13 protein-coding genes are annotated in these 14,483 nt (G+C 60.3%); 2 read left to right on the forward strand and 11 right to left on the reverse strand.

Features of this window, described 5'->3' with window-relative positions:
* Positions 1 to 136: 136 nt before the first annotated feature.
* From TU76_RS15955 to TU76_RS16000, 10 genes are all read right to left on the reverse strand, one after another.
* Complete coding sequence (locus TU76_RS15955; RefSeq protein WP_048352060.1) at positions 137 to 1,549, reverse strand: amidase; 1,413 nt, start codon at positions 1,547 to 1,549, stop codon at positions 137 to 139.
* Complete coding sequence (locus TU76_RS15960) at positions 1,546 to 2,826, reverse strand: Zn-dependent hydrolase (RefSeq protein ID WP_048352061.1); 1,281 nt, start codon at positions 2,824 to 2,826, stop codon at positions 1,546 to 1,548. The genes TU76_RS15955 and TU76_RS15960 overlap by 4 nt, the downstream gene beginning before the upstream one ends.
* 16 nt (positions 2,827 to 2,842) lie before the next feature.
* Entirely contained in the window at positions 2,843 to 3,538 is a 696-nt protein-coding gene (locus TU76_RS15965) for an ABC transporter ATP-binding protein (protein WP_019821842.1), read from the reverse strand.
* Positions 3,538 to 4,296, reverse strand: coding sequence for an ABC transporter ATP-binding protein (locus TU76_RS15970; protein WP_048352062.1), 759 nt, complete (start codon positions 4,294 to 4,296; stop codon positions 3,538 to 3,540). Before TU76_RS15970 ends, TU76_RS15965 begins: the two co-directional genes overlap by 1 nt.
* On the reverse strand, positions 4,293 to 5,303 hold the full coding sequence (locus TU76_RS15975) for a branched-chain amino acid ABC transporter permease (protein WP_048352063.1): 1,011 nt from the start codon (positions 5,301 to 5,303) through the stop codon (positions 4,293 to 4,295). Before TU76_RS15975 ends, TU76_RS15970 begins: the two co-directional genes overlap by 4 nt.
* 1 nt (position 5,304) lies before the next feature.
* Positions 5,305 to 6,165, reverse strand: a complete 861-nt coding sequence (locus tag TU76_RS15980) for a branched-chain amino acid ABC transporter permease (RefSeq protein ID WP_019821837.1) — start codon at positions 6,163 to 6,165, stop codon at positions 5,305 to 5,307.
* A gap of 69 nt (positions 6,166 to 6,234) precedes the next feature.
* Positions 6,235 to 7,437, reverse strand: coding sequence for an ABC transporter substrate-binding protein (locus tag TU76_RS15985; RefSeq protein ID WP_019821835.1), 1,203 nt, complete (start codon positions 7,435 to 7,437; stop codon positions 6,235 to 6,237).
* A 91-nt stretch (positions 7,438 to 7,528) separates the two neighbouring features.
* Positions 7,529 to 8,299, reverse strand: a complete 771-nt coding sequence (locus TU76_RS15990; protein WP_019821833.1) for a FadR/GntR family transcriptional regulator — start codon at positions 8,297 to 8,299, stop codon at positions 7,529 to 7,531.
* A 189-nt stretch (positions 8,300 to 8,488) separates the two neighbouring features.
* On the reverse strand, positions 8,489 to 9,346 hold the full coding sequence (locus tag TU76_RS15995) for a GNAT family N-acetyltransferase (protein WP_046809290.1): 858 nt from the start codon (positions 9,344 to 9,346) through the stop codon (positions 8,489 to 8,491).
* Positions 9,347 to 9,399: 53 nt separating this feature from the next.
* Positions 9,400 to 10,119, reverse strand: coding sequence for a murein L,D-transpeptidase catalytic domain family protein (locus tag TU76_RS16000; protein WP_048352064.1), 720 nt, complete (start codon positions 10,117 to 10,119; stop codon positions 9,400 to 9,402).
* A gap of 144 nt (positions 10,120 to 10,263) precedes the next feature.
* On the opposite strand from TU76_RS16000, the gene TU76_RS16005 reads away from it, so the two are divergent.
* Both TU76_RS16005 and TU76_RS16010 read left to right on the forward strand, forming a co-directional pair.
* Positions 10,264 to 11,823 (forward strand): L,D-transpeptidase family protein, encoded by a 1,560-nt coding sequence (locus tag TU76_RS16005; protein ID WP_019821827.1) that lies wholly within the window; start codon positions 10,264 to 10,266, stop codon positions 11,821 to 11,823.
* A gap of 254 nt (positions 11,824 to 12,077) precedes the next feature.
* On the forward strand, positions 12,078 to 13,157 hold the full coding sequence (locus tag TU76_RS16010; RefSeq protein WP_048352065.1) for an NAD(P)H-dependent flavin oxidoreductase: 1,080 nt from the start codon (positions 12,078 to 12,080) through the stop codon (positions 13,155 to 13,157).
* On the opposite strand, the gene TU76_RS16015 is transcribed toward TU76_RS16010, so the two are convergent.
* Positions 13,130 to 14,443, reverse strand: a complete 1,314-nt coding sequence (locus tag TU76_RS16015) for a spinster family MFS transporter (RefSeq protein ID WP_048352066.1) — start codon at positions 14,441 to 14,443, stop codon at positions 13,130 to 13,132. The two genes, TU76_RS16010 and TU76_RS16015, sit on opposite strands and share 28 nt — an antisense overlap.
* Positions 14,444 to 14,483 lie beyond the last annotated feature (40 nt).

Below are 14,483 nucleotides of genomic sequence, written 5' to 3' on the forward strand. Positions count from 1 at the left end.
GCAACGTGATGGATATCTTCATGTTCAGCGTCAACGCCATCGGGCCTGACGCGCACTTATCAGCAAACAATCCTTCTGCTTCAACGTCTTCTGCGTGCCATGCCGGCTCATGCAGCATGGCAACGTTTTGCCCGGATCAGTCCTGGCCGTTTTTCGGCACCAAGGGGTGTGTGGCCGGGAAGTGTTGTTCATACGCCCGGCAGACCCGCAGCACCTGATCATCCGCAAACCGTGCAGCCACCACTTGCAACCCCACCGGCAAGCCGTTTTGAGCCAGGCCGCACGGGATTGACGCCGCCGGTTGCTGAGTCAGGTTGAAGGGGTAGCTGAAGGGCGTCCAGTGCATCCACTCGGTAGAGGCCGAATCCGGCGGTACGTTATGCCCGGCGGCAAACGCCGTGATGGGCAGCATCGGTGAGACCAGCACATCGTAGCGCTCATGGAACGTCGCCATCTGTGCCACCAAAGCCGCTCGTGCTTCCAGGGCTGCGCTGTATTCGCTCAACGTGATGCGTTCACCTAGCGACGCAATGCGTTGCAAGCCTGGGTCGAGCAAGGCGCGCTGGCTGCTGTCGAGTTGTCCGGCCAGGCGGGCGGCACCTGCAAACCACAGGGTATTGAACGTATCCAGCGGATCACTGAACCCCGGGTCGATCTGCTCAACATGGGCTCCCAGCTCCACCAGCCGCTCGACGGCGCGAGCCACCACGCTGGCGACCTGCGGATCGACCCCCACATGGCCGAAGTCCGGGCTGTAAGCGATGCGCAGCCCTTTGAGGCTGTCACCTTCAGGCAGCCACGGCAGGCTGCGCGGTGCGCCGATCAAGCCGTCGCGAACGTCCGGTTGTGCCACGGTTTGCAGGATTAGCACGGCATCTTCCACCGTGCGGGTCATTGGTCCGAGGTGGGAGAGGATGGTCATCGAGCTGGAGGGCCACTGCGGCACATAGCCAAATGTCGGCTTGATGCCAAAGGTGCCAGTAAAGGCGCAGGGGATACGGATCGAACCGCCCGCGTCGCTGCCCTGGTGCAACACCCCCAGATTGAGTGACGCAGCGGCGGCTGCACCGCCCGAGGACCCGCCCGCAGTCAGGCGGGTGTCCCACGGATTGCGGGTGATGCCGTAAAGCGGGTTGTCGGTGACACCTTTCCAGCCGAATTCCGGGGTGGTGGTTTTGCCCAGCAGCACGGCTCCGGCCTGGCGCATGAACGCCGTGAACGGTGCATCCACCTCCCACGGTCCCTGGGCCGATGTGGTGCGTGAGCCTTTACGCGTGGGCATGCCGCGGGTCAGGGTCAGGTCCTTGATCGATGACGGCACGCCATCCAGCGCGCCGCAGGGTTGGCCTTTCAACCAGCGCTGCTCGGATTCCCTGGCAGACTGCATCGCACCTTCGGGGTCCACGTGGCAGTAAGCGTTGACCGCCGGGTTGTAGCGCTCGATACGCAGCAAGGCATCTTCAGTGACTTCTACCGGCGACAGGCTCTTGTCGCGAAAGCGGCTCAGCAGTTCAACCGCGTTCATTTGCCCGATATCCGTCGTGCTCATTGTGCAGCTCCTGCTTGCGCGGCATTGACCATTGCCCGCAGTAATACGGCGCACCCGTCAGCCAGATCCTGAGGCGCAGCATTTTCGATTTCGTTGTGGCTGATGCCACCTTCACAGGGTACGAAGATCATCCCGGCGGGGCCCAACTCAGCGATGAAAATCGCGTCATGGCCAGCGCCGCTGACGATGTCCATATGGCTCAGGCCCAGCTGTTGCGCGCCCTGGCGCACGGCGTCGATGCAGGCGGGGTTGAAGTCCAAGGGCGGGAAATCTGCAGTAGGTGTCAGCTCGAAACTCAGCCCATGCTCGGTGCACGCGACGTCAATAGCCTCGCGGACCTCATTGACCATCGCTTGCAACCGGTCGGTATGCAAATGCCGCAGGTCGATGGTCATGTGCACCTGCCCCGGGATTACATTGCGCGAACCCGGGTGCAGGGTCAGGCAGCCGACAGTACCGCAGGCGTGGGGTTGATGCTGATGGGCAATACGGTTCACGGCGCTGACCACATGTGCGGCGCCCACCAGCGCATCCTTGCGCAAATGCATCGGTGTTGGGCCCGCATGGGCTTCGACGCCGGTCAGGGTCAGGTCAAACCACTTCTGCCCCAGGCATCCCATCACCACACCCAAGGTGATGTTGCGGTCTTCCAGCACCGGACCTTGCTCGATATGCGCTTCAAAATAGGCCCCAACCGGATGGCCGAGTACTGCACGGCTACCGGCGTAACCAATGCGCTGCAACTCCGCACCCACTGACAGGCCTTGCTCATCCTGTTTGCTCAGGGTCTCGTCGAGGTCGAATTTACCGGCGAAAACTCCAGACCCCATCATGCACGGCGGGAAGCGCGAGCCTTCTTCATTGGTCCATACCACCACTTCGATCGGGGCCTCGGTGCTCAAATTCAGGTCATTGAGGGTGCGAATCACCTCCAGCCCGGCCATAACGCCATAACACCCGTCGAACTTGCCGCCTGTGGGCTGGGTATCGATATGGCTGCCGGTCATCACCGGTGGCAGGTGCGGTTGGCGACCGGCGCGACGGGCAAAAATATTGCCGATGGCATCAACCGTGACGGTGCAACCGGCTTCTTCGCACCATTGCACAAACAGGTCACGGGCCTGACGGTCGAGGTCGGTCAGGGCCAGGCGGCATACACCGCCCTTGGCTGTGGCGCCGAGTTGCGCCAGGTCCATCAGCGATTGCCACAAGCGATCGCGGTTGATCAATGGCGCGTTGCTGTTGAAAAGGTCGGATAACAGGATTGGACTGTTCATTGACACAAATCTCCCTTCAGGCGCTCAGGGCCAGGTAACGGTTCTTGATGGTCGGGTTGGCGCGAAAATCGGCGGCGCTGCCTTCATACACCACACGGCCTTGCTCCAGTACGTAATGGCGGTCGGCCAGTTTGTCGCAGACCATCAGGTTCTGTTCCACCAGCAGCACAGGCAGACCATCGTCCTTGATCTTGCGCAGGATTTTTACCAACTCGTCGACGATCACCGGGGCCAGGCCTTCGGTGGGTTCATCGAGGATCAGCAGCTTGGGGTCATTGAGCAGCGCCCGAGCGATGGCGAGCATTTGCTGCTCGCCGCCAGACAGCGCATGACCGGCATTTTTTCGCCGTTCCTTGAGGCGCGGGAACATGGTGTACACATCCTCCAGCTGCCAGCGGCTGGTTTTGCGTTGCGCAATGCGCAGGTTCTCCTCGACGCTCAGCAGGCGGAAGATCCCGCGATGCTCCGGCACGAGCGCCAGCCCTTCACGGGCGATCTCGAAGATCTTGCGCCCGACCATATCCTGGCCGTTGAAGAGGATCTGGCCTTGACGCGGGCAAATGATCCCCAAAATGCTGCGCAACGTTGTGGTTTTGCCCGCACCGTTACGGCCCAGCAGCGTCACCAGTTCCCCGGGGTTGACCTGCAGCGAGACGCCTTCAAGGACATGGCTTTTGTCGTAATAGGAATGGATATTCTCGACGGTCAGCATCAGGCGGCTTCTCCCAGATAGGCGACACGCACGCGCTCATCGGCGCGAACGAATTCGGGTGTGCCTTCGACCAAAATCTGGCCGTGGCTCATCACGGTGATACGTTGGCTAATGGACATAACGATGCTCATGTTGTGTTCGATCAACAGCACCGTGTGGTCGCGCCCCAGGTCACTGATCAACTGGGTCATGATCGGAATGTCGTCAATGCCCATGCCGGAAGTTGGCTCATCGAGCATCAGCAGCTTGGGTTTGGAGCAGATCGACATGCCCACCTCCAGCACCCGTTGCTGGCCGTGGGACAACTCACCGGCCAGGGTGTCGGCGCGCTGGGTCAATTGCAGGCGCTCCAGCACCTGATCGGCCATCTCTAGGTGTTCGCGGCGACTGTCGACACGGCGCCAGAAGTTCAGCGCAGCCAGACCATCCCGGCCTTGGGCTGCCAGGCGCAGGTTTTCCCGAACACTGAGGTTTTGAAACAGGCTGGTCAGCTGGAACGAGCGGGCCATGCCCAGGCCAACGCGGCCGTGTGACGGTTTTTTGATGATATTCCTGCCATCAAACATGATTGCCCCGCCTGTGGCCTGACGCTCTCCGGTCAGGCAGTGAAACAGGCTGGTCTTGCCCGCACCGTTGGGGCCAATCACGGTATGAATGGTGCCTTTTTCGACGTTGAGGCTCACGCCGTTGACTGCCCGAAAGGCGCCATAGGCCAGCTCCAGATTTTCGGTTTGCAGCAGATACTCAGGCGCGCTCATGGCTGCTCCTCCTGCACGGGCAAGCTGGGTTTGCGTCGCCCCTTGATACGCTCGAACAGGCTCGAAAATCCGCCCCACAGGCCGCCGCGCATAAACACCACCACCAGAATCAAAATGACCCCCAGCAGCATCAGCCAGCGTGGCCACAGATCAGACAGGAATTCGCCCAGCAACACGATGGAACCTGCGCCCAGCAAGGAGCCGAACAAGGACCCGGTACCGCCGACGATGGTCATGATCAGAATGTTTTCCGACATCGCCAGGTCGATATTGGACAGCGGAACAAAGTGCAGGAGCATGGCGTACAGCGCCCCTGCAATACCGGTGACTGCCCCCGAGAGCATGAACACCAGAATCTTGAAGTGCCGGGTGTCGTAGCCAATGGCGGCCGCGCGGGTTTCGTTTTCTCGGATCGCCATCAGCGTACTGCCGAAAGGCGAAGCGATAACGCGGCGTGCACCGATGAAAATCAACAGGAACAACACCGCGACAAAGCCGTAAAAGTATCGCGCATCACTCAATGACATCAGCACGGTGTCACCGATGCGAATTTCTGGCCGGGGCACATTCAGCAGTCCGTTGTCGCCGCCAGTCCAGTCACTCAGGGTGTAGGTCAGAAAGTACGCCATCTGACTGAAAGCCAGGGTCAGCATGACGAAGTAGATGCCAGTCCGGCGAATCGCCAGGGCGCCCACCAGAAACGCCAGGAAGCCGCCGGCCAGCGCTGCGCCCAGCAAGGCACTGAACAGGCCCAACTGCAAATGGATCATCAACAATGCGGCGCAGTAGGCACCGGCGCCAAAGAAGATCCCTTGGCCGAATGACAACAGCCCGGTGTAGCCCAGCAGCAGGTTGCAGGCCAGTGCCGCCATGGCGAAAATCAGGATTTCGGTGGCCAGGGTTGCGGAAGGCAGCACCAGTGGCAGGCCGACCAGTACCGCCACCACCAACAGCAGCATGGAACGCGACTGGGTTTTGGCAAAGGGCAGGGGGTTTTTCTCGCTCATGTCAGGCTCTCCCGAACAGGCCGTAAGGACGCAGCAGAATGACCACGGCCATCGCGCCGTAAATCATCAGGCTCGCACCCTGGGGCCAGATAGTTGTCATCAGGCTTTGCACCACGCCCACCAACAGGCCGCCCACCAACGCACCGCTGAACGAGCCCATGCCGCCGATCACCACCACGACAAATGCCACCCCGAGAATTTCCGGGCCGACGAAGGGCTGGGCACCGCGCAATGGCGCGAATAGCACGCCGGCCACACCGGCCAGCCCGGCGCCGAGGGCGAACGTCATGGAAAACAGGCGGAAAATATTGGTGCCCAGTAGCGACACGGTTTCCGTGCTTTCACTGCCGGCGCGCACCAGGGCGCCAAAGCGCGTGCGCTCCAACAGCAGCCACAAGCCGAATCCCACCAGGGCTGAAAACACAATCAGGAACAGGCGATAGTAGGGATAGACGAAATCGCCGATCACCAGTACGCCACGCAGCAGTTGCGGTACGGCGACGCTTTTGCCCACGGGGCCCCAGATCATCACGCTGGCTTCCTGGATGATCAGGGCGATACCCAGGGTCACCAGAATCTGGAACATGTGGGGCAAGTGATAAATCCGCTGGATCAGCAATCGCTCAATCACCCAGGCCAGGGCGGCGACCAGTAAGGGGGCAAGCAGCAAAGACAGCCAAAAATTGCCGGTCAGGCTGACCGCGGTGTAGCAGATGTAAGCGCCCAGCAGGAAAAACGCACCGTGGGCGAAATTGACGAAGTTCAGCAGGCCGAAAATGATCGTCAGTCCGACGGCAATCAGAAAGTAGATCATCCCTAGGCCCAGGCCATTGAGAATTTGAAACAGGTAAAGTTCGAGCATGCAGATACCCTCTGCAGGCGATCACGGGTGATCGGCTGCCAGTAGCAAAAGCTGAAGAAGTGCCGGGATTCAGCCCAGAACGCAGCCGGTGTCTTGTACCGGGGCAAATGACTGACCGGAGCTGACCACTTGAGCCAGATCGTCCTTGTCACTCATTTCGTCAGCCGGTTTTCCGATCAGCAGGTAGTAATCCTTGATCACCTGGTGGTCACCGGCGCGGATCGACTCGGTACCGGTCGGGCCCTCATAGCTCAAGCCCTGCATGGCTTTGGCCACCGTGGGGCCATCGAAACTGCCGGTGGCAGCGATGGTGTCGAGCATGACCTTGGTACTGATGTAGTCAGCGGCCAGGGGGTAGGTGGGGTTGATCCCGTACCTGGCCTTGGTGATCTTGACCAGTTCGCGATTGAGCGGTGTATCCACCTGATGCCAGTACTGGGCACCGAGGTACACTCCTTCAAGTATGTCGCTGCCCAGCTCCTGGAATTGATCCAGACCCGCCGACCACACCAGCAGGACCTTCATCCGCTCCTTGATCCCGAAGTTCACCGCCTGGCGCAGGGTGTTGGACGATTGGCTGCCGAAGTTGAGCAGCACCAGTACATCGGGCTTTGCCGCGATGGCATTGGTCAGGTAGCCAGAAAACTCCTGCTCCTGCAGGGAGTGATAGCTGTTGCCGACATGTTCCAGGCCATGCTCCTTTAGCACCTCTTTGGTGCCATCGAGCAGCGCTTCGCCGAATACATACTGCGGGGTGATGGTGTACCAGCGCTTGGCTTCGGGCAAACGCTTGATCAGCGGCACCAGGGTTTCGCGTACCGCACCGTAGGTTGGCACCGACCAGCGAAACGTGGCTTTGTTGCAATCCTTGCCGGTCACTTCGTCGGCACCCACGGGCGTCATGAAGACACCGCCTGCCTTGTCCACTTCCTTGGCGACTGCCAGTGCTGAAGACGAGAGTGTGCAGCCCTGAAAGAAGCGCGCGCCATCCTGTGCAATGGCTTCCTGCACCTTGCGTACCGCTTTGCCGGCGTTGCCCTCGGTGTCGATCACCTTGTAATTCAGGGGCCTGCCCAGCAACTGCGGATACTGCTCCACTGCCAGGCGCGAGCCCATGTCGGCGAACTTGCCGTAACTGGCAAAGGCGCCGGACATGGACTTGAGGCCGTAGAAAGTAAAGGGCTCGGAGGCGAAGGCATGGCGTATGCCCAGCGGAAGGCTCAGGGCACTGGCAGCGGCCAGGCTTGCTTTCAACAAAGTGCGACGTTGCATGGGGAAACTCCCTGGTTTGATTAGTTATTGGCAGGAGTAGCAATGGCAAACGGCGGAACATGGCCTGTGGGCAGGCCTTTTATTGGCACAGTTAGTGGTTGTGATCGAATTCCAGGAGGAAATGCGGGCTGACCTGGCCCTCGAGGGCGGTCATATGGTGTTCGGCGTCACACATGTGTTCGTGCATCAGGTTGCGCACAGAGGCTTCATCCTCGGCCTGCAAGGCAATCAACAGTTGCTTGTGATAATCCAGGTTGGCGGCGTCGAACTGTTTGCGCTTGGGTTTGTAGGCTTTCTTCAGCACCACCAGATCGCGCAGCAGGTCATTGAGAAACTGCGCCATAAAACTCAGGAGCGGGTTAGGGCAGGCCCGTGCCAGCAGGTTATGAAACTCCAGTTCCGCCAGACGCTGTTCGCGCTGTCCGGCTTCGCTGTCTTCGGGAGCGCTGCAAAAATCCACGTTGGCCTGCAGGGCCAGATAGTCTTCGGCACTCAATCTGCCAATCACCGATACCGCGAGTTCGACTTCGATCACCTTGCGCAACTGATAGACCTGCTCGCCGTCCAGATGCTGAAAGTGCAAGTAGTTACGCAGTGCGCGACTGGCGGGCTCGGTCCCGGCCTGGTTCAGATAGGCGCCACCGCTGGGGCCAGTGCGGGTGTTGACCAGGCCTTCGACTTCCAGCGCCTTGAGTGCTTCGCGGGCAGAACCCTTGGAGCACTGAAAGCTCTCCATCAGCTCCCGTTCGGTGGGCAACCGGTCACCGGGCTTGAGTGCATCGGTGACAATCGAGCGTTTGACCGACTCGACAATCACATCGGAGAGCTTCTGGCGTTTACGGTGCAGGGGGCGACTGAGCATATGTTCTATTTATCGTATTAATGCGGATTAATAGTAATAAATAGCGCCGAGCCCGATGAGTCAACAACAGGCCCGGGGCGGTGTCGCTTTCAGTGGAAAAGGGTCGGTAACGGATAAGAAACGGCAGGGCGGGGTACTGCGGTGATGCTATCGCGAGCAAGCCCGTTCCCACATCCTTCGCTCGACAGCTCAACCAATGGCCTGTGAAACCAGTGCGAACTGGCGTACGAGCGGGTTGGGTTGCGGGGGCGACCCCAGAGCCATCTGGGTTACGCGGTCCACCGGTTCAAGGCCGGCCAGTGTCAGCCACTCACACAGTCCGCTGTCCATCGGGACATCGATGCGCACAAACTGATTGGGGATTTGGGCGAGCAGGGTGGTGATCAGGTGTCTGGCCTGCCGGGTATTTTGTGCAATGACAGGACCAATGCAGTGTCCGCGCCCGGCCCGGCGCAATAAAGCAAACGCCTGTAGCTGGCCATCTGTCTCGATGCCTGCCGTGTGTTCGATCGTATCGTGCAACTGTGCGAAGAGGGCGCTTCGGTCCAGCCCGCTGCCCGCGTTGGCCAATGCCAGTTGCCGGACCTGATCCTGTTCGCAGAGGGCCCGCAGATGCTCATCTTCGGCCAGGGGTTCGAGTGCGACGGCCCGGGCCAGGCCCTGGCGCTGTTCAATGGTGCCGAATTCGACAAAGCCCTGACTCAGATACAGCGGTGCACCAGCAACGGAGGCATTTAGGATGGGAGTGCCCGGTTGGCAAGCATCAAGTGCCAGCTCCATCAGCAGGCGGCCGATGCCCTGGCCCTGGAAGTCGGGATTGACCACCACCAGGCCGATGGTTGCAAAGTTGCCTTGGGGGCAGGCGAATGCCGTGCCGATCAAACGGTCATCGACAGTCGCTACAAATCCTTTGAAGACCCGATGCAGCAGGCCCCAGTCTTCGAGGCGGTGGGGCCAGTCGAGTTGCGAGGACAGCCCGTGGGCTGCGGGTAAATCGGCCTGGGTCATGGGGCGATAAATACAGGCACTCGTGTGCAACGCGGACATGGTGAATCTCCTTGAACATGTACGCACTATGTACCGGTATTGCTCCCGGGCTTTCAACCCCCTGGCATGACCTCATGCTTGGCCGACACAATACTTGCCACCTGCCGTGACTGGCAGTTGAGGTAAGCCGAGGATTGCAGCCAGCGCTTGTCGGGGTACCAGGCGAACATGAACTGGCCATTCTTGAGTTTGTCCACCACCTGGCGCGCCACTTGCGGGCGTACTGCCGGGCAGCCAAGGCTGCGACCGATTCGGCCCTGGGTTTTGCTCCACAGCGGATTAACGTAATCGGCAGGGTGAATCACGATTGCACGTTCGCGAGCTTGATCATTGATGCCCGGCTCCAGGCCGTCCATGCGCAACGAGTAGCCGTGGCTGCCCACATAGCTTTCCTGGGTACTGAACAGCCCCAGGCTTGACTGATTGCTGCCTTCGGTATTGGAGAAACTGGTGGCGAAGTTTTCACCGGATTTTTTGCCGTGGGCCACCAGATCTCGCAGAACCAACGTCTTGCGATTCAGGTCAAAGATCCAGAGACGACGCGCAGTCGAAGGTTGCGAGTAATCGATTACGGCCAGATGCTGGGCCTGCTTTGCGCCATTGTTGACCGCGCATTGCATGGCGCTCAGGGCGCTTTTAAGGGCCTGTGGGTTCAGCTCGGGGGCGGCATGGCTGAGTTTGCTGAGTAATAGAGGGTTGGCTGCGTAGGCAGTGCTGCAGGTTGCACTCAGTGCAAGGACTGCCAAACAAAAGCGACGTAAAAAGTTAAGCATAAATAGCGTGTTCTCGATGATGTCAGGCCAGCAATCCTGCGCCGATAACTTGGCGATCCTGCGTTAGCTGCTAGCCTGTGGGTTTACCGTGACTGCAGATTCAGTTGATGTACCAAGTGACGGCCCTTAATTGGAGTTAAGCAGTTGTTCAAAAAACGCGCATTTTACTTGAGCATTGCCTTGCTGACTGCGCCATTGGTCGCTGTAGGCGATCCCCTACCTGTGAGTTCACTGAATCCGGTGCAGCAGGCGCTCAGTCAACTGCCTCAGGACTGCCCGGGGCTGGCGGCGCGAGTCAGCGAGTCTTCTAAACAACTGCTGCAGGGTTTTTATCTGGGGCATAACGATCAGTTGGTCTGGACCGACAATCAGCGCCTGAGCGCCTTGCAAGCAGCACTGGCTCAGTTGGCCGATGACGGTCTGAACCCAGGGGACTACACACTGCCCTCGACTCGGGATCTGTGCGCCGATATCGAGACCAGCCAGCAGTACCTTCAAGCATTGCAGGACCTGCACTATGGTCGCCTGCCACAGGCAAAGTTTGAGCCGGTATGGCATGCCAGCGAAGTGCCCCAGGACCGTCAGGCCCGGATTCTGGCCCTGGCAGGACCGGGCCTGAATGATATTCCGCGGGCCTTTGACCAGGCGCGGCCGCAAGGGGAGATGTATCAAAACCTGCGCCGGGTCTATGCCCGCCAGCGTCTGCAACCGTTGCCACAATGGCAGCCGCTTGCGAGCGGTCCTTTGTTGCGACCCGGCATGCAGGATGCACGGGTGCCCGAACTCGCAAAGCGGCTGTTCAGTGAAGGCTACCTGAATCATTTACCGGCCTCTGTCGATCACACTTACACCAATGAGTTGGCTGCAGCCGTGAAGAGCTTTCAGCTCGATCACTCGTTGCAGGCCGATGGTGTGATCGGTGCGGGCACCTTGAAAGAGCTGAATATCAGCCCTCAGGAGCGGCTCGAACAACTGCGCATCAACCTTGAGCGTTTTCGTTGGATCGCCCAGGATTTTGAGCCCGACAGCTTGCTGGTCAACGTGCCCGCTGCGCAATTGACCGTGTACCAGAGTGGCGTGCCCGTGTGGCAGACCCGCACTCAAGTGGGGCGTGCCGAACGCCAGACACCGTTGCTCAAGTCCCGGGTCAATCGCCTGACCTTGAACCCGACCTGGACCATCCCGCCGACCATTTTTCGTGAAGACAAACTGCCGCAGATCCGCCGCGATCCGTCTTTCCTCAGCCGCCAGGATCTGCAGATCGTGGACAGCAACGGCCAGCCGTTGGCGGCCCAGGATATTGACTGGGACCGCCCGGGCAATATCCTTCTGCGCCAGGGCGCCGGGCCGAGAAACCCTCTGGGGCGAATTGCAATCCGGTTTCCCAATCCGTTCTCGGTCTACTTGCACGACACCCCCAGCCAGGCGTTGTTCAGCAAGGGACCACGGGCTTTCAGTTCGGGCTGTGTACGGGTCGAGTCGGTCTTCCAGCTGCGTGACCTGCTGGTGACCCCGGCCGAAAAGACCCGCACCGAAGAACTCTTGAGCACGGGGTTGACCCATGAATTCAGGCTGTCCCGACCGGTGCCGATCCTGATGACTTACTGGACGGCCCAGGCGAGCAAAGATGGAAAAGTGACCTATGCGCCGGACATCTACAACCATGACCCGGCTTTGATTTCGGCGTTGGCCGGCAAGAAATAAGAGGCCTGTAGTCGCTGACGAGCCGTGCGAGGCTGCGAAGCAGTCGTAAGGTCGGCTTCCACGGTTAATCAGGCAAACCGCGTGTACCGGTTTTGCGACCGCTGCGCGATCGAACGTAGCCTCGTTCTACTCGTCAACTGCTACGGAGCGGGATGGGTGGCGAAAACCGTAGCCGTTGACGAGCAGAACGAGGCTGCGCCTTCGTAAGCCAGCCGCTAGTATTGGCATCCCGATCATTACCCGTGAGCGCCCTCATGAGCTGCTGGCCCGATTCTCGCCTTATCGACTTGCTCGGCATCACCCATCCTATCATCCAGGCCCCCATGCTCGGCGCTGGCGCCGATATCATGATCGGTGTCGCCAGGGCCGGAGGGCTGGGGTCCCTGGCCTGTGCCACGTTGAACCTCGAATCGATTCGCGCTGAAGTGGCGGCTTTCAGGGCCGCAAGCGAGCAGCCCTTGAACCTGAATTTTTTCTGCCATCAAGCCCCAGAATACGACGAGGCCGCAATCGAGCAGTGGAAGTCGCTGTTCAAGGCCTACTACATCGAGCTTGGGGTCGACTATGACGCGCCGACTCCCGTGTCGAGCCGCGCACCTTTCGACGAAACCACCTGCGCCCTGGTCGAAGAGCTGCGCCCGGAGGTCGTCAGTTTCCACTTCGGCCTGCCGGCACCGGAGCTGGTGGCGAGGGTCAAGGCCTGCGGGGCAAAAATCCTCAGTTCAGCCACCACGGTTGAGGAGGCTCAATGGCTGGAGCTTCACGGGTGTGATGCGATCATCGCTATGGGCTACGAGGCCGGTGGGCATCGGGCGATGTTTTTGAGCCGTGAATTGACTACCCAGATCGGCACCTTTGCCCTGGTGCCACAGATCGTTGATGCGGTAACCGTGCCGGTGATTGCCGCGGGCGGGATCGCCGATGCGCGGGGCATCGGCGCTGCGTTTGCACTGGGCGCCAGTGCCGTGCAAATCGGCACCGCGTACCTGTTTTGTGCCGAGGCCAGCGTCACCCAACCCCATCACCGGGCGCTGCGTGAAGCCAGCTCCAGCCAAACTGCGTTGACCAACCTTTTTACCGGCCGCCCGGCCCGCAGTATTGTCAATCGGGTGATGCGCGAAATGGATCCGATCAATACCCAGGCGCCGGTCTTTCCGCTGGCGGGCGGGGTGCTGCTGCCCTTGAAGGCCAAGTCAGAGGGCAGCGGTGACTTCATCAACCTGTGGGCGGGTCAGGCATTCCCTCTCAGCCCCGGGCGCAGGGCGAACCTGTCGTCCTATGAGCTGACCCGCACATTTATCGATGACTATGCGGCTCGCTCTGCCTGTAGATAATCGGTTTGTGCGGCATGGCTGGAGGTGCGGATCAGCAGCATGATCGCACCTGCCACCGGCAGACTGACCAGCAGTAACGCATAGCGCAGCGATTCAACGCCGAAAGCCGGTTGCAAGGCATCACTGAACAGTCCGGCCAGCAACGGGCCCACCCCAACCCCCATAAGTGTCGAGATGATGGTCTGTAAAGCCATGGCCGTGCCTCGACGGTTGGCCGGGACCAGTTGCGTGACCAGGTTGTAAGACGGGGCCACCCACCACACCACAAAAAAGCTGTACAGCGCGCACCACAGCATCGAGCTGGGGACGGGCACGCTGCCCAGCTGCGTCCACACTGTGTCGGGCCACAGCAGGTAGGCGAACAGCGCAGCAAGCGCGGCTACATTGCCGATTATTGGAATACCCACTTGCCAGTGCGGGTTGCGCGGCGTCAGGTGGTCGCTTAGCCAGCCGCTGAACAAGGCGCCGATCCCGGCAAAACCGCCACAGATAAAGCCCGCCAGCAACCCCGCATGCTGGAGTGACAATCCGTGGGAGCGCACCAGAAAGCTGGTGTTCCACATGCCGATAGCATAGGAGCCCAGAGTGGTCAGGCCGCCCGCCATGACCAGGCAACGGTAGGCGGGCAGAGCCCAGAGTTTGCGTGCCTCACTGCCCATGCTTTGCAGCGGATGGGCAGCATGGGCGCTGGCCAGGTCCCAACGGCCCCGGGCCGGATCGTTTGCGACAAAAGCCAGCAGCGTGGAGAACAACAGCGCGGGCATGCCGATCACGATAAACGCCGTGCGCCAGCCATAGTGCTCGACCACCCATGCCCCGAGGCTGAGGCCGATAACGGCGGAAAAAGTCGGGGCGGCAGTGAAGCAACTGATCGCAAACGAGCGACGATGCGGCGGGTACAAGTCGGCAATGATCGACATCGACGCCGAGGTGGTCGGCGACTCGCTCACGGCAACCGCCATGCGCGCCACGGCCAGCATCCAGAAACTGACTGCCAGGCCACAGATCATGGTCGCCACCGCCCATAACAGGCAGGCAATCGCCAGCAAGCGGGTGCGTGACATGCGATCGGCCAGCCGCCCGGCGGGCAAGGCGAGGAGGGCGTAGACCCCGGCAAATGCCAGGCCCGAAATCAGCCCCATCGCCGTATCACTGACCCCGAACTCTGCTTTGATCGGTTCAATCATCACCGCCAGAATCTGGCGGCCGACAAAGTTGTCGGCAAACATGGCCGCCAGCAACAACAGCAAAGCATGGCTGCGCCAGCCGACCTGGGCATTGGACATGGTTGAATTCCTGTCAGATAAAAACGCCAAAGGCGCTGAC

This window comes from Pseudomonas psychrophila (assembly GCF_001043005.1).
GTDB classification, from domain to species: Bacteria; Pseudomonadota; Gammaproteobacteria; order Pseudomonadales; family Pseudomonadaceae; genus Aquipseudomonas; species Aquipseudomonas psychrophila.